General features: G+C 69.1%; 15 protein-coding genes. 3 read left to right on the top strand and 12 right to left on the bottom strand.

The genetic code is table 11. From position 1 onward, the window contains the following. Window positions 1-40: 40 nt before the first annotated feature. The 6 genes from GOC52_RS20525 to GOC52_RS20500 are packed head-to-tail and all read right to left on the bottom strand — an operon-like array spanning window position 41 to window position 4143. The gene (locus GOC52_RS20525; RefSeq protein ID WP_191850374.1) at window positions 41-1054 is read right to left on the bottom strand and encodes an MlaA family lipoprotein; all 1014 of its coding nucleotides are present in this window, start codon (window positions 1052-1054) and stop codon (window positions 41-43) included. A 1-nt stretch (window position 1055) separates the two neighbouring features. Then, on the bottom strand, window positions 1056-1367 hold the full coding sequence (locus GOC52_RS20520) for an STAS domain-containing protein (protein ID WP_032128488.1): 312 nt from the start codon (window positions 1365-1367) through the stop codon (window positions 1056-1058). After that, complete coding sequence (locus tag GOC52_RS20515) at window positions 1357-2025, bottom strand: MlaC/ttg2D family ABC transporter substrate-binding protein (protein WP_032128487.1); 669 nt, start codon at window positions 2023-2025, stop codon at window positions 1357-1359. The genes GOC52_RS20520 and GOC52_RS20515 overlap by 11 nt, the downstream gene beginning before the upstream one ends. Continuing rightward, on the bottom strand, window positions 2022-2546 hold the full coding sequence (mlaD, locus tag GOC52_RS20510; protein ID WP_010487482.1) for an outer membrane lipid asymmetry maintenance protein MlaD: 525 nt from the start codon (window positions 2544-2546) through the stop codon (window positions 2022-2024). The genes GOC52_RS20515 and mlaD overlap by 4 nt, the downstream gene beginning before the upstream one ends. 59 nt (window positions 2547-2605) lie before the next feature. Beyond that, window positions 2606-3355, bottom strand: coding sequence for an MlaE family lipid ABC transporter permease subunit (locus GOC52_RS20505; protein WP_005414955.1), 750 nt, complete (start codon window positions 3353-3355; stop codon window positions 2606-2608). Further along, complete coding sequence (locus GOC52_RS20500) at window positions 3355-4143, bottom strand: ABC transporter ATP-binding protein (protein WP_049412875.1); 789 nt, start codon at window positions 4141-4143, stop codon at window positions 3355-3357. The genes GOC52_RS20505 and GOC52_RS20500 overlap by 1 nt, the downstream gene beginning before the upstream one ends. A 189-nt stretch (window positions 4144-4332) precedes the next feature. Between GOC52_RS20500 and recC the strand changes: the two genes are divergently transcribed. From recC to recD, 3 genes are read left to right on the top strand one after another with little or no spacing between them, the layout of a single operon-like run. Continuing rightward, window positions 4333-7680: an exodeoxyribonuclease V subunit gamma gene (gene recC, locus GOC52_RS20495; RefSeq protein ID WP_191850372.1), complete on the top strand. Its 3348-nt coding sequence runs from the start codon at window positions 4333-4335 to the stop codon at window positions 7678-7680. Beyond that, window positions 7677-11357, top strand: a complete 3681-nt coding sequence (recB, locus tag GOC52_RS20490; RefSeq protein WP_191850370.1) for an exodeoxyribonuclease V subunit beta — start codon at window positions 7677-7679, stop codon at window positions 11355-11357. Before recC ends, recB begins: the two co-directional genes overlap by 4 nt. After that, window positions 11354-13234 (top strand): exodeoxyribonuclease V subunit alpha, encoded by a 1881-nt coding sequence (gene recD / locus GOC52_RS20485; protein WP_191850368.1) that lies wholly within the window; start codon window positions 11354-11356, stop codon window positions 13232-13234. Before recB ends, recD begins: the two co-directional genes overlap by 4 nt. 313 nt (window positions 13235-13547) lie before the next feature. On the opposite strand, the gene GOC52_RS20480 is transcribed toward recD, so the two are convergent. From GOC52_RS20480 to GOC52_RS20455, 6 genes are all read right to left on the bottom strand, one after another. Continuing rightward, window positions 13548-13946, bottom strand: coding sequence for a hypothetical protein (locus tag GOC52_RS20480; RefSeq protein ID WP_191850366.1), 399 nt, complete (start codon window positions 13944-13946; stop codon window positions 13548-13550). A 94-nt stretch (window positions 13947-14040) separates the two neighbouring features. Next, complete coding sequence (locus GOC52_RS20475; RefSeq protein ID WP_126560701.1) at window positions 14041-16080, bottom strand: FUSC family protein; 2040 nt, start codon at window positions 16078-16080, stop codon at window positions 14041-14043. Window positions 16081-16083: 3 nt separating this feature from the next. Continuing rightward, on the bottom strand, window positions 16084-17544 hold the full coding sequence (locus GOC52_RS20470; protein WP_010487499.1) for an efflux transporter outer membrane subunit: 1461 nt from the start codon (window positions 17542-17544) through the stop codon (window positions 16084-16086). Continuing rightward, complete coding sequence (locus tag GOC52_RS20465) at window positions 17541-18458, bottom strand: efflux RND transporter periplasmic adaptor subunit (RefSeq protein ID WP_191850364.1); 918 nt, start codon at window positions 18456-18458, stop codon at window positions 17541-17543. Before GOC52_RS20465 ends, GOC52_RS20470 begins: the two co-directional genes overlap by 4 nt. Then, a complete protein-coding gene (locus GOC52_RS20460; protein WP_010487502.1) occupies window positions 18455-18664 on the bottom strand; it encodes a DUF1656 domain-containing protein in 210 nt (69 codons plus the stop codon). Before GOC52_RS20460 ends, GOC52_RS20465 begins: the two co-directional genes overlap by 4 nt. Window positions 18665-18772: 108 nt before the next feature. Continuing rightward, window positions 18773-19228: a MarR family winged helix-turn-helix transcriptional regulator gene (locus GOC52_RS20455; protein WP_008265191.1), complete on the bottom strand. Its 456-nt coding sequence runs from the start codon at window positions 19226-19228 to the stop codon at window positions 18773-18775. Between the last annotated feature and the right edge of the window lies 1 nt (window position 19229).

Genomic DNA, 19229 nt, shown 5'->3' with positions numbered 1-19229 from the left:
CCCGCCGAGGCGGGGTTTTTTCATGCACGGGCTGCAGCGATCAGTTGCTCCAGTTCGGCATCGGCATGGCATCGACCGGGATCGGCGAATTGGCATCGTCGTGGCCACGGTCGCGCTTGCTGCGCAGATCGTTCTCGATCTGGTAGTTGCGGCGCTGCATCCACGCATCGCGTACCAGCGAGTACTCGTCCACGGCGGTGTCACGCAGGTTGTCGATCGCCAGCAGCTGCGCGCGGGTATCGACCAGCTGCAGGCCCTGCAGGCCGATGCGGATCTTGTCCTCTTCGATACGGCGGATCGGCGACAGCGGAATGTCACCGGCCAGGCCGAACACATCACGCACGGTACGCGGGCCGAAGAACGGCAGTTCCACGTAGCGCGAACGACGCCAGCCCCAGGCACCCAGGGTCTGGCCGAAGTCCTCATTGCGACGCGGTACCATCGCCTTGCTGGCCGGATCGAACAGGCCGCCGATACCCAGCGTGCTGTTCATCAGGAAGCGGCCGAGGCTGTCCCACGCATCGGCGCCGCGGCCCTGCAGCAGCTGGTTGGTGATGGTCACCGGTGCGCGCAGGTTGCTGAAGAAGTTGCTGACGCCGGTGCGGGCGAAGCGTGGCACCACGTGGGTGTAGGCCGTGGCCAGCGGGCGCGCGATGCCGCGGTCAACCGCGTTGTTGAAGGTGTGCACCCTGCGGTTGAACGGTTCCCACGGATCGTAGGCCGCCGCGCTGCCGGTGTTGCCGGCACCACCATAGAGGGCATCGAAGTCGTCATCACCACCGGGGGCGGTCGCCGCTGCGGCCCTGGCCGCATCGGTGTCGGCGCTGCGGGCCGGTGCGGATGGTGGCGTGGCCGGTGCAGGTGCGGCAACCACGGCTGCGGCCGGCGCGGCATCGACCGTAGCGGCATCGGCGGTGGGGGCGGAGGCCTCGGCGATGGTGCTGGCAGGGACCACGGTGCTGGCTGCCGGTGCATCGCTGCGTGCGGGCTTGCCGGCGCAGGCGGTCAGGGCGGTGGCCAGGACGATCAGGGGGAAAGTGCGTACGACGTTCATGTCAGCTCGCAGCAGAAGTAGCGTTGAAATCCAGGTCGGGCGACAGCCGGTAGGCTGCGCTCAGCTCGTTGTAGCCGGCCGGCGCGCCGGAGACTGCCAGGGGGTGACCGCTCTTGCGCGCGCGTGCGGCAAGTTCGGCCAGCAGCGCCAGGCCGGCGCTGTCCACGCGTTCGACCTCACCCAGCTCCAGCCGTGACAGCTTCGCCGGCAGGGCCTGCAGCTGCGGCCACAGCGCGATCACCGCGGCACGGTCGAGCACCCCGCGCAGGCGCAGGGTGTCGCCTTCCAGCAGCGCCAGTGCGTTACTTGCCATTGCCCGCGGGCCCGGCCTGCATGCTGCCGCTGTGCAGTTCGTTGGCCACCTGCTTGATGCCCTTCTGGCGCAGCGGGGTATCGAACTGGTTGCGGAAGGTCTGCACGTAGGAAATGCCTTCGATGTTGACGTCGAAGATCTTCCACTGGCCATTCACGTTGCGCATCCAGTACTCGACCGGGGTCGGCTCGTTGCCGGCACGCACCAGTTCGGTGCTCACGCGCACGCCACGATTGCCCGGCAGCGGGCTTTCACCCTTCAGGCGGAAGCTCGGCTTGCCCTGGATGTTGAGCAGGGTCGAGCCGTAGCGCTGCATCAGGCTGTCGGCCATGGCATCGGCAAACAGCTTGATGTCGGCGTCGGAGGCGCCGCGGGCGTGCGGGCCCAGCACCAGGCGCGCGGCGTAGTCGCGGTCGAAGGTGCGGGTCAGCTCGCTGTCAATGTAGCTGCGCAGGCTGGCCGGGTTGCTGGTGAACTCGCTCTTGCGCTGCTGCAGCGTGGACAGGATGCGGCTGCTGGCATCGATCACCACCTTGCCGGCCTGGCTCTGCGTTGCGGCAGCGGCAGGCGCGGCGGCCTGGGCCTGGGCCTGGGCCAGGAACGGGGTGGCCGCCAGCAGCGCCGAGGCGAGCAGGGCCGGAATCAGTTTCATCTTCATGGTTGCGGTTCCGTTGCAGGCGCCTGCGCGCCATCGTTGGGCTTCTGAGCAGCGCCGCCACCGGCGCCGCCACTGAACATGTACTTGCCGACCAGCTGGATCAGGTCCACTGCCGGCTGGGTGAAGACGATCTCGTCGCCGGCCTTCAGCACGTCCGGATCACCGCCCGGCTGCAGACCGATATAGCTCTCGCCGAGCAAACCACTGGTGAAGATGCCGGCCGAGGTGTCCGCCGGCAGGTCCTTGACCTTGCTGTCCATGCGCAGGGTCACGATCGATTCGAACTTCACCGGGTCCAGATCGATCGACGCGACCTGGCCGACGGTGACGCCGCCGATCTTCACCGGCGCCTGCTTGCGCAGCTGGCCGACCTGGGAGAAGCGCGCCTTCAGGTCATAGCCTTCACTGCCCCAGCTCCAGCGCTGGTTGGTCGAGGCCACGGCCAGCACCATCAGCGAGGCCAGGGCCAGCAGCAGGAAAGCGCCGACGGAGAATTCGAGTCTGGGACCGCGGATGGCCATGTGGATTACCTGATCGAGTCGTGGTGGCCGCGCGCGCCTGCGCACCGCCGGTGGAGGGGTTAGGTGAACAACATTGCCGACAGCACGAAGTTGAACATCAGTACCAGCAGCGAGGCGTTGACCACCGCACGGGTGGTCGCCACCGACGTGCCTTCAATGGTCGGCTCGGCATGGAAACCAACGTAGGCGGCGACCAGCGCGGCAGTGCCGCCAAAGATCGCCGACTTCAGCATTGCCACGCCGAAGTCGTCCCAGAAGTCCACGCTGTTGCGCAGCGCCGACCAGAACACGCCGTTGTCCAGGCCCAGCACGTGCACGGCTTCGAAGTAGCTGGCGCTGATCGCCAGCGAACAGAAGATGCCGGTCAGCAACGGCACAGTCAGCACCGCCGCCCAGAAGCGCGGCGCCACCGCCTTGGCTACCGGATCGATCGCCATCAGCTCCAGCGCCTTGATCTGGTCGGTGGCACGCATCAGGCCCAGTTCGGCGGCGATCGAACTGCCGGCGCGGCCGATGAACAGCAACGCGGTCAGCACCGGTGCCAGCTCGCGGTACAGCGAAAGGCCGAGCAGGGTCGACAGCGCGTCGGCCGCGCCGAAGGTGGTCAGCGTGCGGTAGCCCTGCAGGGTCAGCACCAGGCCGACGAAGGCACCGCCGACGGCGATGATCGGCAGCGAGCGTGCGCCGATCTTGTAGATCTCGCGGGTCAGCTCGGCCAGGAAATCACGCGTGGGCAGCGAACCGCGCAGCACGGTCAGCGAGAACAGGCCGGCGCGGCCAAGCGAGCGGGTGGCTTGGACGAACGGCATCAGGCAACCCTCGCGCGTGGCGCGGCATCGAACGGAATCGGGCCATCGGGCTGGCCGTGCAGGAACTGCCGCAGCAGCGGGTCCTGGCTGGACTGCAGTGCCTCGGGCGTGCCCTGGAACACGATGCCGCCATTGGCGATCGCGATCACCTGGTCGCAGATCGGCAGGGTCTCGTGCACGTGGTGGCTGACGATGATGCTGGTCAGGCCCAGGCTGTGGTTGAGGCGCTGGATCAGGCTCATGATCACCCCCGAGGCGATCGGGTCCAGCCCGGTCAGCGGCTCGTCGTAGATCATCAGCGGCGGGTCCAGCGCCAGTGCACGGGCCAGCGCCACACGGCGCGCCATGCCACCGGACAGCTCGCGCGGCCAGGCATCGGCGGCGGCCAGCAGGCCCACCGCATGCAGCTTCATCTGCACCAGCCGGCGCAGCACGGCGGTCGGCAGGCGGGTGTGCGTACGCAGCGGCAGGGCGACGTTCTCGGCCACGGTGAGGTCGGTCAGCAGGCCGTTGCCCTGCAACAGCACGCCCACGCTCTTGCGCATTTCCAGCAGCGCGCCGCTGTCATGCGGGATCGGCTTGCCGAACAGGGTGACCTCGCCGGCGACCGGGCGCAGTTCGCCGGTCAGCGCCGCCAGCAGGGTCGACTTGCCGCTGCCGGACGGACCGAGCACCGCGGTGATGCTGCCCTTTGGCACCTGCAGCGACACGTCGCGCAGGATCGTGCGTCCGCTCCGGTCGATGCGGACGTTGGATAACTGCACCAGACTGGAGGAGGAAGCCGACATGGGCACCATTAACGTTTTTTAGACATCGAAGGATCGGGCCCGTCGGCTGAACATAAGCAGACTGGACGGTCCAGTATTGTTGCACGGCAAGGCCTCGCGCAGGCCGGGACAATCGCCCGGCAGCCCGGAACAATCCGTACCGGCGATGGGCTGACCATTGAATACTGCCTGCCGTCCTGCACACTGTGCATGATGAGTGACCCAGGCAGCGATTTCCGCCTCTACCATTCCAACTCCCTGGACGTGCTGGCCGCGCTGCTGGCGCGCAACGTGCGTGCGCCGGTACCGGGCCAGCCGCTGCTGGCGCCGGAAGTGGTGCTGATCCCGCAGGTGGCGATGCGGCGTTGGCTGCAGGCGACACTGGCGGCCGAGTTCGGTGTGGCTGCCAACCTCGAGTTCCTGACCCCGGGCGAGTTCGTGGCGCGCGCGCTGAAGGCCAACGTCAGCGGTGAGCAGGACGATCTGGACGCCGCCGGCCTGCACTGGAAGCTGTACCAGGCGCTGCGCGATCCGTCGCTGCTGGCGCAGCCACCGATGCGCGCGCTGCAGTCGTATCTTGCCGGCGATGATGCTCTGAAGCCGTGGGCGCTGGCCGGCGAGCTGGCCTCGGTGTTCGAGAAGTACCAGGCCTGGCGGCGTGACTGGCTGTTGCGCTGGGCGGCCGGGGCCGATCCGGCCGATCCGCAGGCAATCCTGTGGCGCACCATCACCCGGGGCCACGACTATCGCGCCCGCCGCATCCAGGAGTACCTGGACCGCTTCGAAGGCGCCGGCCAGCCGCTGCCGCAAGGCCTGCCGCCGCGCATGTCTGCGTTTGCGACGCTCAACATCTCGCCCGACGTGCTGCGGGTGATGGCCACCCAGGCCCGGGTGGGCGAGCTGCACTTCTACATGCCCACCCCGGTTCAGTCTTACTGGGGCGACCTGCAGACGCTGGCCGAGCGCCTGCGCAGCGGCGCGCCCGATCCCTTCGGTGAAGCGGCCGGCGAGAACCGCCTGCTGGAAGCCTGGGGTGCGGCCGGCCGCGACTTCATGGCGGTGCTCGGCAGTTACGAGGTGGTGCATCCGGCCGGCGAGATCGCCGCCTATTCCGATCCGGAGGAGGACACCCGGCCGACCCTGGACGAAGGCGGCCTGTCCGACAGCCTGCTGCATCGCCTGCAGCGCGATCTGTTCCACCGCCGCGCACTGCCCTCGGGCGAGCTGCGCGAAGGCCTGCGCAGTGACGACCCCAGCCTGCGGGTGCACGCCTGCCATACCCGGCTGCGCGAGCTGCAGGTGCTGCACGACCAGCTGCGCAGCCTGCTGCAGGATCCGCGCTTCGACCCGCCGCTGCAGGCGCGCGAGATCGCGGTGCTGGCGCCGGACATCGATCCCTATGTGCCGTACCTGGAAGCCGTGTTCGGCGGTCGCGGCGGCGAGGAGGAGCACATTCCGTATGCGCTGGCCGACAGCAGTCCACTGGCGGGCGAGCCGCTGGCCGATGTGTTCGTGCATCTGCTGGGCCTGCCGGTCTCGCGCTTTGGCTTGAACGAAGTGCTGGACCTGCTGGCCAGCGCGCCGCTGGCCGAAGCGGCCGGGCTGGAAGCGGTGGACTTCGATCGCCTGCATGGCTGGCTGCAGCAGGCCGGTGCACGCTGGGGCCTGGATGCGAAGCACCGCAACCAGCACCAGGCACCGGCCGACGACGCCTACACCTGGCAGTTCGCGCTGGATCGCCTGGTACTCGGCCATGCCACCGGCAGTGAGGCTGACCTGGCCGGTGTGGCGCCGTGGATCGAACTGGAAGGCGGCGCGCTGGACGCGCTGGACCGGCTGCTGCGCCTGTTGCGCGTGCTGGCGATCTATCAGCGTCGCCTCGGCGAGCTGCTGACCCCGGCGCAGTGGCGGCAGCGCCTGCTGTCGCTGCTGGATGCACTGCTGCCCACCGCGCCCAGCTCGCCCAACAGCCAGCGCGCGCTGGAGCGCCTGCGCAAGCTGCTCAACCAGTTCGCCGACGATGCCGCCAAGGCCGGTTTCGAAGACGGCGTGCCGTCGGAGGTGGTGCGTTCGCACTTCGCCGGCGTACTGGGGGAGGCCGATACGCGCGCACCGCTGCTGACCGGTGGCATCAGTTTCGGCCGCATGGTGCCGATGCGGCTGCTGCCGTTCCGGGTGATCTGCGTGCTCGGTCTCAATGATGGCGATTTCCCCCGCCGTGACCCTGCCGCCGGTCTCAACCAGCTCACCGCCGAGCTGGATACGCCGCGCCGCCGTCCGGGCGACCGCTCCACCCGCGAGGATGACCGCTTCCTGTTCCTGCAGCTGTTCGCGGCCGCGCAGGAGGTGTTCTATCTCAGCTATCTCGGCGCCGATCCGCGCGATGGCAGCGTGCGTGAGCCGTCGGTACTGGTCAGCGAACTGATCGATGCCGCCGCCGCGTATCACCTCGATCCGACTGCGGCGGTCCGCGACTTCACCGTGCGTCACGCCTTGCAGCCGTTCTCGCCAGCCGCGTTCGGTGATGGCGATCCACGCCGCTTCAGCTATCGCCGCCAGTGGCATCCGGCCGCCGGTCGCCTGACCGGCCAGCGCGGTGGCCTGCAACCATGGTTCGATGCACCGTTGCCGCCGCCGCTCGACGATGCGGTGGAAGAGGAGGTCGCGCTCGATACCCTGCGCCGCTTCCTGTGCGACCCGGCCGGGCAGTTCCTCGCACAGTCGCTGGGCCTGCGCCTGGCCGACGATGTCGAGGAGGTCGATGACCTGGAACCGCTGGTGCTGTCGTCGCGCGGGCCGGAAAAGCGCAGCGTGCAGGCGGCGGTGGTACGCGCCACGCTCAGCGGCGATACCGAGCCCTTGTACCCGCGGCTGCGCGCGCGTGGCCTGCTGCCGTCAGGTCCATTGGGCCAGCGCCAGTTCGAGGTGGAGCAGTTGAAGACACGCCCGTATGCCAGTGCGCTGCTGGGCTGGATGCAGGGCGATCCACTGGAAAGCCGCCGCTACGAAGTGGACATCGATGGCGTGCGCCTGCATGGCCGCGTGGCCGATCGGCATCCCGAAGGGCTGGTGCGCCTGCGTGCCGGCACGCTCAATGGCAATGCAGTGATCCGCCAGGGCCTGGACTGGCTGCTGGCCAACGCCGCTGGCGACGCGCTGCCCCTCGTGCAGTTCCACGATGGCGGCGATGCCGGCCCCGGCCCGCATGTGCTGCCGGCATTGAGCGTTCCGGCGGCGCGCGCGGCGCTGCGTGCGCTGCTGCAGCTGCGCCAGCGTGGCCTGCGCGAGCCGCTGCGCTTTGCCCCGTATACCGGCTGGGTGCTGTACAACGCGCCGACAGAAAAACAGCGCAGCGAAGGCTGGAAGCAATGGCACGGCAGCGACCGCACCTGGGGTGAATCCAGCAGCGACGCCTGGCAGCTGCTGCTGCGCGGCGCAGACCCGTTCGCCACCGATGCCAGTTATGCCGACCTGCTGCGTAACAGCCAGGTGGTCTTCAGCGCGGTGCGCGAAGGCCGCACTCTCGGCGCCGAAGCACGCCAGGAGGGCAACGCATGAGCACCGCCATCGCCGAAGACGGCATCGAATCCCTCAGCCGTGATCCCTACCTGACCCTGCCGCTGGACGGCATCCGCCTCATCGAAGCCAGCGCCGGCACCGGCAAGACCTTCACCCTGGCCACGCTGTTCACCCGCCTGGTGGTGGAGCAGGGCCTGCGCATCGGCCAGATCCTGGCAGTGACCTTCACCGACGCCGCTACCCAGGAACTGCGCAAGCGCATCCGCGAGCGCCTGGCGCTGGCCGCACGCCTGGTCGATCTGGAACCGGCCGAGGGCGAAGCGCCGGACGTGCGCCTCACCCGCGAGGTGCTGCAGCGTCATCTGCACGAGGGCAGCGAAAGCGCCGCCGCATTGAAACGCCGCCTGCAGGTGGCCGCAGACGAGATCGATCTGGCGTCCATCTTCACCATCCACGGCTTCTGCACCCGCGTGCTGCGCGAGCATGCGCTGGAGAGCGGCCATACCTTCGATCCGCCGGAACTGCTGGCCAGTGACCGCGAGCTGCTGGAGGAGCTGGCGGCCGACCTGTGGCGGGTGCACGCCAACGACCCGGTCACGCTGGAGCCGCTGACCTGGCTGTGGTCCAACCCGGACGCGCTGGCCGCCGATCTGCGCGCGTTGCTGGGCACGCCACCGCTGCATCCGCTGCCACAGCCGGTGACACTGGCCGATCCACACCCGGCATTGCAGAGCGCGGCAGAAGCACTGTCTGCAAGCGTGCGCGAGCATGGCGAGCAGTTCTTCATCGACCTCTGCGATGCGGTCGACAACAAGTGGCTCAACGGCGTGTCCTACAAGTTGGGTTGGCTGCATCCGCTGGGCCGGCAGCTGCTGGCCTGGGCCGAGCGCGCCGACCCGCGCGAGCTGCTGATCAGCGAACGCCTGCCGGCGCTGCTGCCGGAGGCGTTGGCCGCCAAGACCAACAAGAAATTCGCCGAGCGCACGCCGTCGTCGCCATTGCAGGCACCGCTGGCGCGCTATGTCGTGCTGCTGGCCGAACGCGATGCCTGGTTGCGTGCCACCGCATTGAATTTCCTGCACGCGCTTCGCGCCGACGCCACGCAGCGGCTGCAGGCACTGAAGCGCATCCGCCGGGTGCAGACCTACGACGATCTGATCGATGGCGTAGCGCTCGCCCTGGAAGGCCCGCAGCGACTGACGCTGGTCAGGCAGCTGCGCGCGCAGTACCGCATCGCGCTGGTTGATGAGTTCCAGGATACCGACGATCGCCAGTGGGGCATCTTCCACACCGTGTTCGGTGATTCGCCGGAGGTGCGCGAGCTGGGCCTGGCACCGGCGTTGTTCCTGATTGGCGACCCCAAGCAGGCGATCTACGGTTTCCGCGGCGGTGATATCCACACTTACCTGAAGGCCAAGCAGGTGGCGCAGCAGGCGCCGGTGCTGGACCAGAACTTCCGCTCGCGACCCGCTGTGCTGCGCGCGCTGCAGGCGCTGTACGACAACGCCGGCGAAGACGCCTTCCTCGAACGCGACATCCAGTTCGAGCCGGTGCGGCCCGGTGGCGTGCGCAGCGATGCGGACTACCAGCGCGACGGCCATGCCGCCGCGGCGCTCACCCTGCGCGTGCTGCGCAGTGGCGGTGACAAGGCGATGAGCGCCGATGCCTCGCGCGATGCGGCGACCCAGGCCTGCGTGGCCGCGATTCACCAGATCCTGGTCGAGGCGCGTGCGGGCAATGCCGTGTTGCGTGGGCGCCCGGTGCAGCCCGGTGACATCGCGGTGCTGGTGCGCTCGCATCGCGAGGCCACCCTGGTGCAGCGCGCACTGGCCGCGGTCGGCATTCCGGCAGTGGCAGCCGGCAAACAGAGCCTGTTTTCCACGCCTGAAGCGCGTGATCTGCGTGCGCTGCTGCTGGCACTGCTGCAACCGGCCGACGAGGGCCGCCTGCGCGCAGCGCTGGCCACGGTACTGCTCGGCCAGCGCGCAAGTGCGATTGCGGCGATGGAACGCGAGGGCGACCTGCAACGCGGGTTCCAGGCGCAGCTGCTGCACTGGCGAGAGCGCTGGCAGCGCGGCGGGCCGTTCGCGGTGATCGCCGATGTCTGTGCCGCGCAGGGCGAGCGTCTGCTGGCGCTGATCGATGGCGAGCGCCGCCTCACCAATTACCTGCAGCTGGGTGAACTGCTGCAGGAAGCCTCCGCGCAGGCGCTGGGCATGCACGGGCTGCTGGACTGGTTGCAGGGGCAGATGGCCAGCGCCGACCAGGATGACGAGCAGCAGCTGCTGCGCCTGGAATCGGACGCGCGCCGTGTGCAGATCATCACCCTGCACAAGAGCAAGGGCCTGGAGTATCCGCTGGTGTTCCTGCCCTTCGTCGGCATCGACGGCGGCGCACCGAACACGGCCTCGCACTGCACGGTGCATGTGGGCGGCCAGCGCCAGCTGCACTGGAAGCTGGACAAGGACGAGGCCTGGGAAGCGGCCACCGCGCAGCGCGAACGCGAGCAGCGCGCCGAGGATGCGCGCCTGCTGTATGTGGGACTGACCCGCGCCGAGCATGCGCTGTGGATCGCCGTGGGTGATCTGGCCGGGCTCGGCAAGACGCGGCTGGCGCCGCTGCTGGGTGACCTGCAGGCGCTGCGCGCGCTCGCCGATGTGCACATCGATGACAGCGAGGCGCCGGCCACGCTGCCGCAGCTGGCGGCCGAAGTGGAAGGTGAGCTTCCAGCCGTGCGTGCACTGACCCGGCGCGTGCCGCACGACTGGTGGGTGTACAGCTTTACCCAGCTGGCCCACGCAGATGCAGGCGTTGGCAGCGATATCGAAGCGGCCGCCACCGAGCTGCCGGCACCGGCCGCCGACGAACCGGCCGGCCCGGAACTGCCATTGGAACCGGCGCTGCCTGAACCGACCGCGGCCGCCGAGGACAACGCCCCGCTCGATCCGCGCTTCATGGGCAGTCGCTTCGGCAACGTGCTGCATGAGGCGATGGAGAACGTCGACTTTGCTGCATGGGCTGACTGGCAGCCGGGCCTGGAAGCCCCTGAGGGGCAGGCCGAGGTGCTGCGCAAGGCGCTGCACGACGAAGGCTATGCCGATGCCGATCTGGACGACGGCGTGGCCGTGCTGGTGCCGCTGGTTGGCCACACGCTGACCGTGCCGCTACCCGAAGGCGGTGCGCTGCACAGCCTGGGTGAAGGCGAGCGCCGCGCAGAAATCGACTTCCATTTCGCCATCGAACCGACCACGGTGCCGGCGCTGCTGCAGGTCCTTCATGCGCACGGCGTTTCCAGTGGTCGTCGAGGCTTCGGCCAGCGTCACCGCCTGGAAGGGCTGATGACCGGCATGATCGACCTGACCTACGTGCGCGACGGGCGCTGGTACGTGCTCGACTACAAGTCCAACCGCCTGCCCGGCTACAGCCCGGACCTGCTGGCCATTGCCATGCGGCACAGCGAGTACGACCTGCAGGCGCTGATCTACACCGTGGCCCTGCATCGCTGGTTGCGCTTCCGCCTGGGCGCGGCCTACGACTACGAACGTGACATGGGCGGCATCCGCTACCTGTTCTGCCGCGGCCTGGATGGCACCGGCAATGGCGTGCATGTGGACCGTTTCCCGCTGGCGTTGGTGGATGCCCTGGATGCGTTGTTCGCCGGTGGCGAGCAGACCCAGGCCGAACTGGCCGCACGTGCACGTGGAGCCAGCGCATGAGCCTGCTGAAGGAACTGCACCAGAAGGGCCAGCTGCGCACCCTTGATCACGCGTTGGCGACCAGCCTGCAGCGGCTGCGCGACGACACGCCCGAGAGTGTGGCGCTGGCGGCGGCGCTGGCCTCGCTGGCGGTATCGCAGGGCCACGCCGCGTTCGATCCGGCACAACCGCAGCGGTTGCTGGAAGGCGTGCCCGAGTGGCCTGCCGCGCACGACTGGATGGCACAGTTGCGTGCGTCGCCGTGGGTGGCGACACCCGAGCAGTCCGACGCCATCGCCGAGGATGCGCCACTGGTGCTGGAGAACGGCCTGCTCTACCTGCGCCGTTATCGCGAGTACGAGCGTCAGTTGGCAGCCGGGCTGCAGCGCATCGGCCGGCATCCGCTGCCGGCGCCGGACATGACGGCGTTGGCGCCGCTGTTCGCGCAGCTGTTCCCGCAGGCATTGAACAGTGAAGATCACCAGGCACGCGCAGCCGGCGTGACCCTGCGCCATCCGCTGGCACTGGTCACCGGCGGCCCCGGCACCGGCAAGACCACCACCATCGCGCGCCTGTTGCTGCTGCTGGCGGCGCAGGCCCGGTATGCCGGCCCGCCGCTGCCCGAGGTGGCGTTGGCCGCGCCGACCGGGCGCGCTGCCGAACGCATGGCCGAGAGCCTGCGGCTGGCCGTGCAGCGCCTGCAGGAGGACGGTGTGGACCCGGCACTGTGCGCGGCACTGCCCAGTACCGGCACCACCCTGCATCGCCTGCTTGGCGTGATTCCCGATTCGCCGCGCTTCCGCCACCACGCCGACAACCCGTTGCCGGTGGACGTGGTGGTGGTCGACGAAGCGTCGATGATCGATCTGCCGATGATGGCCAAGCTGGTCGATGCGATCGCCAGTGGCACCCGGCTGATCCTGCTCGGCGACCCGGACCAGCTGCCGTCGGTGGAAGCCGGCGACGTACTCAGCGCGATCCTGCGCGCCAGCGGCGATGGCATCGGCACCCGCGCCGACGACGCGCAGGCACTGCATGGACTGCTGGCGCCGGCCACCTTGCAGCCGCCGGCGGCACCACGCGCCTTTGCTGGCCGCCGCGTGCAGCTGCAGCGCGGTTACCGTCAGAGTGATGCGCTGGACCTGGCGCCGCTGGCGCATGCCGTGCGCGAAGGCGACAGCAGCACCGCATTGCAGCTGCTGCGTGGCGGTTCACTGGCTGGCGTGCATTTCCATGAAGGCGAAGCCGACCCATTGCGTGGCCAACGCGAGCATCTGCTCGGCCACTGGCGCGCGCTGGCCGAGGCCGCTGATCCGGTAAGTGCCCTGCAGCAGGCCGGGCGCCTGCGCGTGCTGACCGCATTGCGCGAAGGCCCGCAGGGCGCGCGCGGGCTCAACAGCCGCATCGAACAGCTGCTGGCCGGCAACACCCCGGGCTACTTCCAGGGCCGCCTGCTGCTGGTCACCGAGAACAGCTACCGGCACCGCCTGTTCAATGGCGATATCGGCATCTGCCTGCGCGATGACAGCGGTGCGATGGTGGCCTGGTTCCCTGGCGATACCGTCGAGCAGCCACGCGCCTTCCACCCGGCCGCGTTGCCCACGCACGAAAGCGCGTTCGCGATGACCGTACACAAGGCACAGGGCTCGGAGTTCGACGAAGTGTGGTTGCAGCTGCCACGCCAGGATAGCCGCGTGCTGTCGCGCGAACTGGTCTACACCGGCCTGACCCGCGCCCGCCAGGTACTGCATGTGGCCGGCAGCGCCGACGTGCTGCAGGCCGCATTGAAACGCCACGCCAGCCGGTTGGGTGGCCTGGCCTGGCGGCTGGGTGCGGAAGAGGTGGTTGAAGCGCCGGCACGCATCGAACAGCCTACGGTGCAGGGCCAGCTGTTCTGACCTCAGTCCTTCCAATTCCTCCAATCACAACGCGCACCCTCATCCACGCATGGCGTGGATCTACGTGTCGACCAAGGTCGACACCTACCAAGAGCAGGCCATGCCATCCAGACAGATTGCGGAGATCTGTCGAAGGCGGGGTGGGTCCGGTTGCGGGGGCGTGAGCCGCATGGATGCGGCGACCGAGCTTACAGGGACGTACTTGCAGCGTCCCCCGCAACCGGACCCACCGCGCCATCCCACGGAATGCCCGCTTTTGACGTTGACGTTGACGTTGCCTCGGCAGGTGCAGGGCGCAGCCCTGCCGCCGCCTTCATTCCGCGATCAACACCAGCCCATCCGGATACACGATCGCCGCTTCGTCAGCACTGACGTCGAAGAAGCCCACGCCGTGCTTCTCGGCAAGGTCCTGCACGCGGCCATGCGCACGTTCGGCCACCGAGTATGCGAAGGCGCCGTAGATCACCTGGCGGCCGATGCTGTACTCGGTCACCTCGGCACGGTCGTCATCGTCGTTGCTCAATGGGCCGCTCATCGGCGGGAAGTCCTGCGCCATCTCCGCGAACCACGCCTGCAGCGCCGGGCTGCTGACCGCCGGGTCGTCGTACTCGTGGCGCTCGTTCCACTGCGTCTGCTTCTCGAACCAGGCGATGAAGGCCGCCGCCTCGCGTGGGGCCGCGCTGGCCTCGAACACCATCATGTCGTAACTCATTGAACCGTCCTGTGGGGATCGCGAGTGGCCGCCGGGCATGGCCCGGCGCTACCGAACCACGATGGTAGCGCCGGGCCGCGCCCGGCGGATCGCATTACACGGACGGCGATTCGGCGCCTACCCATCCCGGCGCCAACGCTTTCGCCTCCGGGAACAACGCGAAGCGCAGCCCGATCAGGCCCATCAGCGCCTCGTCGCGGGCCTTGCAGGCGCCCACGCTGCCGACCCGGCCCAGCGAGGTATCCAGCCGCTCACGCAGCGCCTCGGCCGCCACAATGGGTTTGCGCGCGGCGATCTGACGGCGGTAATGCACGGCGATCTCTTCCAGGATGTGCTCGACCGCTTCGCGGCTGCGCTCGGGCAGCTCCAGCCGCGCGCGGCGCAGCTGCAGGATGTTCAGGCCGATGCGCGCCTCATTGAGCATGTCCACCGAAGCGATGTCACTGCCCTCGGGCGTCGCCGCCAGGCGCGGTGCGAGCAGGCCCAGCAGGTCGAGCATGCGCGCGGCGAAGCGCTGGCGGTCCTGCTGGCCACGCCCTTCGGCGGCTTCGGCCAGCGTGGTCCAGCCCTGCCGCACCAGCCGGCGTGCGGTCCACTCGGCACCTACCGAACGGAACAGGCGGGTCATCACCACTGCAAAGCCAATGCCGATGAACATTGCGATGGACGAGTTGAGGAAGGTCTGGATGTTGGCGCTGTAGGTGTTCTGCAGGCTCAACAGCGCGGCCAGGTTCACCGTCAGCGGCAGCGCGAACAGCGCGCTCTTGGGGTGGTGCAGCATCAGCCCCAGCGGCAGGAACGCCACCGCCAGCACCAGTGCCAGCAGGCCAAAGTCGTGCACGGCCGGGAACACGCCGAACAGGTACACGCCGGCCACCACCGAGGCGACCATCGCCCACACCAGGAACGACACCATGCTCGGTGCCGGATCGTCCTGTGCGGCGAAGAACGCGGCGGTCACCGCGGCCATCATCGCGCCGTTGCCGCCGCCTTCCCAACCCAGCGCGATCCACAACACGCAGTAGCTCATCAGTGCCACGCCGGCACTGAGCGCGGAGAACAGCGCCATGCCGTAGTCGACGTGCTTGTCGGCGGCCACGCGTTCGGTGCGGATGCGGTAGTGCGCGCGGTCCAGCGGCGCGGTGCCGTGGTCGATGGCGTGCTGCAGGGTGCGGCAGTCCTGCCACAGGTCCACCAGTTCTTCCAGGCGCAGCAGCAGGCTGGCGAGCTGCAGGTGCTGCAGGTCGCGGTCCACCTGCGGCTTCAGCGCACTGATGCGCGCGCGCAGGCGGGCGTACTCGCTGGCATTGGTCGGCCCGTCGAGCCAGTCGTGGATGTCGTCGATCAGCTCCGGCAGGCCTTCCGGCAACGCCTGGCCATCGCTGCGCAGCGCACTCAGGCGGTCGGCGATCGAGGACAGCACCGGCAACAGCAGCAGCATGCGCTCGCGCAGGCGCTCCATCGATACCGCCGACCCTGCATGGCGTGGATCATCGCGGCGCAGGAATTCGATCAGCGCCTCGAACTGCACCAGATCGGCGGCCAACCGGTTGCGCGGCGCGTGTGCACGGCCACGTTCCAGGATCTGCCGGCACCACTGCGCGGCGTCCTCCATCCAGTTGCCGATGCGGGCGCGCAGCATCGGGCGCACCGAGGCCGGGAACAGCAGCGAGGCGAACAGCACCGCCACCACCGTGCCGAGGATGATCTCCTCGCTGCGCGCCACCACCGTGTCGAAGATGGTTTCCGGCGAGGTCACTGCGGGGAAGCCGATGAAGGCGGTGGTGTAGCCGGCCAACAGGAACGCGTAGCCGCGCGGCCCGCGGTTGAGCAGGGCCATGAACAGGCAGCCGGCCAGCCAGATCGACATCGCCGCGCTCAGGACCAGCGGCGTTTCCACCAGTGCCGGCAGCACCAGCAGGGTGGCCAGGCCGGCCACCAGGGTGCCGACGATGCGGTACACGCCCTTGGCACGGGTCGGGCCCAGCAGCGGCTGGCTGACGATGTACACCGTGCCCATCGCCCAGTACGGGCGCGACAGGTTGCCGGCCATGGCGATGTACAGCGCGGCCACCGCGGCCAGGTAGGTCTTGATCGAGAACAGCCAGGCCTGGCGGTCGGTCAGCGCGTTCATGGCTTACTTCGCTGCGGTCGGGGTGCCGGCCGCAGCGGTGCTGGCTTGCCAGCCGCCGCCCAGCACCAGGAACAGATGGATCTGGTCGCGTGAGACCTGCGCTTCGGCGGCGGCCAGGGTGGCATCGCTGGTGGCCAGGCTGCGGTCGGCATCCAGGCTGGACAGGTACGGCGTGCGGCCACCCTGGTACAGCCGGCGGTTCTGCTCGGCAGCCAGTGCGGCCTGCTCCTGCGCGATGCGCAGCGACTGCAGCCGGCGCAGGTCCTGCGCATAGCGGTCCAGCGCGGTCTGGGTCTCGCGCAGCGCCTGCAGGACCGTGTGGTCGAACTCGGCCAGCGCCGCGTCGGCACCGGCTTCGGCGGCGTGGATGCGCGCGTGCGTGCCCGACGACGGCAACGTCCACGAGATCAGCGGGCCGATCGACCATTGCTGGGTCATCGGCGTGCCGAAGTCTTCCAGCAGGCCGGCGGCACCCACCGAGGCACCCAGGCGGATGTCCGGATACAGCTCGGCGGTGGCCACGCCAATGCGCGCGGTGGCCGAGGCCAACTTGCGTTCGGCCTGGCGCACGTCCGGGCGGCGCTGCAGCAGCGCGCGGCCATCACCGACCGGCAGCGGCTGCGCCAGGCCGGGGGCGTGTGCACAGTCGATCACGCCAGCCGGCAGCTGGCCCGGGGTCTGCCCGAGCAGGGCGGCCAGCGAATAGGCGGCCGCCGAGCGCTGCGCATGCAGCGGCGGCAGTGCAGCTTCCAGCAGCGCCACCTGGGCATTGGCGCGGGCCAGCTCCGGCGGCGTGCCACGGCCAGCCGCGATCAGGCGCTCGGTAACGGTGCGGCTGCGCTGTTGCAGCTGCAGCGAATGCTCGGCCACGTGCAGTTCGTGGTTGGCATGGCAGATTTCCAGGTAGCTGTCGGCCACCTGGGCGACCACACTGACCTGGGCCAGATCGCGTGCCGCCGCCACCGACTGCTCGTCGGCACGCGCCGCTTCGGCGCCGCGCTTGAGCTTGCCGAACAGGTCGAACTGGTAGCTGACCGCGAACTTGCCATCGGCCAGGTTGATCACCGGCAGCTCGTGCTCCTGCAGGAACGATTCGGCCGACAGCTGCGCGCGGCTGACGCCGGCCTCGGCCTCGTACTCGAAGCCGCCGGCGTCCAGCGCCTGTTCGTACACGGCGGCGGCGCGGCGCAGGTGCGCATCGGCGGCCTTCAGTTCCACGTTGTCACGCAGCGCCTGGGTGATCAGCCCGTCCAGCACCGGGTCGTTGTACAACGACCACCAGCGGTCGGGCAGCGCCTGGTTGGCGGCCACCTGCGGGTTCTGCGTATCGATGAAGGCCGCATTGGCCTCCGGGCGCTTGAACGCCGAGCCTTCCGGCAGCGCGTAGTCCGGGCCGACGGTCCTGCACGCGGCCAGGCTGGCCAGCGCGACGATCAGGCCGAGACGGGGCAGGGTGGCGTTCACAGGCCCGCCTGTGTCGGCGCGGTGCCGACCTTGTCTGCATGCTTGGTGCTGTTGGTCTGTACGGTCACCGTGGCGGTACGGCCGGCAATCAGCTCAACGCCCTTTGGCACTTCGTCGATGGCGATGCGCACCGGAATGCGCTGCGCCAGCCGCACCCAGTCGAAGGCCGGGGTCACGTTCGGCAGCAGGGTGCTGCCGTTGCTGCGGTAGCGATCCTCGATGCCGGCGGCGATGCTCTCGACATGGCCGCGCAGCGGCGCCGATTCGCCCATCAGGCGGATGTCCACGCGCTGCCCCGGGGCCACGCCGCGCAGGCGGGTTTCCTCGAAGTAGCCGTCGATGCGGAACGAGCCGGTGTCCAGCAGCGCCAGCACCGGCTTGCCGGCCACCACGTAGTCGCCCACGCGCATGGTGCGGTCGTTGACCCGGCCATCGGCCGGTGCGCGCACCTCGGTGCGGCCCAGGTTGAGCTCGGCCAGGTCGACCGCCGCCTGTGCGGTGCCCAGCGCAGCCTGTGCAGCCTGCAGCTTGGCGCGGCGCACTTCGGCGTCCTCGGCGGCGACCAGATCCTGCAGGCTGCGGTCACGGCCGATTTCGCGGCGCAGCTGCGCCACCGAGGCCTGGCGCTCGGACAGGCTGGCCTTGGCCTGTTCCAGCGCGATGCGGTAGCGCGCGCGGTCGATCACGAACAGCACGTCGCCCTTCTTCACCGCCTGGTTGTCGGCCACGTTCACCGTTTCCACCAGCCCGGACACGTCCGGTGCCACCTGCACCACGTCGGCACCGACATGGGCGTCGCGGGTCCACGGCTCATCCATGTAATAGACCCACAGCTGGCGCAGCACCAGCAGGGCGACGATCACGGCTGCGCTGGTCAGCAGTATGGGCAGGGTCTTCTTCACGATCTTGTTCACGATTGCATCCAACGCAGGAGGTGGAACAGCAGGCCAAGCACGATCCCGTACAGCGCCAGGTTGAACAGCGCCGGGTGCCATACATGGCGATAGGCGCCGGCACGCTGCAGCAGCGCGTGCAGGCCGCTGTTGACCAAGTAGGCCAACAACATCAACCCGAGCAGGGTCGGGACGAACACTCCATGGAGACTGAATTCACCGGGCATCGGAAGGGGCGGGGGCGAGGTGGGGGAGGGGAGGGACAACAGAACAACGGCAACGGGCAAAAGCCGCTGGCGTATGCACGGCAGCGGCGGTGTTCGGGGGCAGCGCTCTTACGTGATGCGGTCGGCGGCCTCGGCCAGCAGGCGCCAGGCCTTCAGCACGGCGTGCAGTTCATCCATGGAAAGCTCGCCGAACACGTCCTGGCGCAGGCCGATCAGCTGGTCTTCCAGCTCGCTGACCAGCGCCTGCCCGGCGTCGGTCAGCCACAGCAGGTTGGCGCGGCGGTCGCTGGCATCGCTTTCGCGGCGGACCAGGTCGCTGGCGCACAGCTTGTCCAGCAGGCGCACCAGGGAGGGCCCTTCCATGCCCAGCTGCTGGGCCAGTGCCACCTGGCGGATGCCACCGCCGGAGCGTCCGATCATCAGCAGGGGCATGGTGCAGGCGGTGGAGATGCCGTAGCTGCCGAGCCGACTGTCGGCCAAGCGCTGCCACTGCCGCCCTGCGTACAGCAGGCCGGAGCTGAGCTGCATCTGCAGCACGGTGCGCTCGTCGAGGGGTCGGTCCATA

Source organism: Stenotrophomonas sp. SXG-1 (assembly GCF_014083965.1).
Lineage (GTDB): Bacteria > Pseudomonadota > Gammaproteobacteria > Xanthomonadales > Xanthomonadaceae > Stenotrophomonas > Stenotrophomonas geniculata.
Note: the sequence above shows the minus strand (reverse complement) of the source record. Positions and strands in the feature narration are given on the sequence as shown.

Coding starts and splice junctions, on each gene's coding strand:
- GOC52_RS20525 (WP_191850374.1), bottom strand. CDS start 1,054: ATGAACGTCGTACGCACTTTCCCCCTGATCGTCCTGGCCACCGCCCTG.
- GOC52_RS20520 (WP_032128488.1), bottom strand. CDS start 1,367: ATGGCAAGTAACGCACTGGCGCTGCTGGAAGGCGACACCCTGCGCCTG.
- GOC52_RS20515 (WP_032128487.1), bottom strand. CDS start 2,025: ATGAAGATGAAACTGATTCCGGCCCTGCTCGCCTCGGCGCTGCTGGCG.
- mlaD (WP_010487482.1), bottom strand. CDS start 2,546: ATGGCCATCCGCGGTCCCAGACTCGAATTCTCCGTCGGCGCTTTCCTG.
- GOC52_RS20505 (WP_005414955.1), bottom strand. CDS start 3,355: ATGCCGTTCGTCCAAGCCACCCGCTCGCTTGGCCGCGCCGGCCTGTTC.
- GOC52_RS20500 (WP_049412875.1), bottom strand. CDS start 4,143: ATGTCGGCTTCCTCCTCCAGTCTGGTGCAGTTATCCAACGTCCGCATC.
- recC (WP_191850372.1), top strand. CDS start 4,333: ATGATGAGTGACCCAGGCAGCGATTTCCGCCTCTACCATTCCAACTCC.
- recB (WP_191850370.1), top strand. CDS start 7,677: ATGAGCACCGCCATCGCCGAAGACGGCATCGAATCCCTCAGCCGTGAT.
- recD (WP_191850368.1), top strand. CDS start 11,354: ATGAGCCTGCTGAAGGAACTGCACCAGAAGGGCCAGCTGCGCACCCTT.
- GOC52_RS20480 (WP_191850366.1), bottom strand. CDS start 13,946: ATGAGTTACGACATGATGGTGTTCGAGGCCAGCGCGGCCCCACGCGAG.
- GOC52_RS20475 (WP_126560701.1), bottom strand. CDS start 16,080: ATGAACGCGCTGACCGACCGCCAGGCCTGGCTGTTCTCGATCAAGACC.
- GOC52_RS20460 (WP_010487502.1), bottom strand. CDS start 18,664: ATGCCCGGTGAATTCAGTCTCCATGGAGTGTTCGTCCCGACCCTGCTC.
- GOC52_RS20455 (WP_008265191.1), bottom strand. CDS start 19,228: ATGGACCGACCCCTCGACGAGCGCACCGTGCTGCAGATGCAGCTCAGC.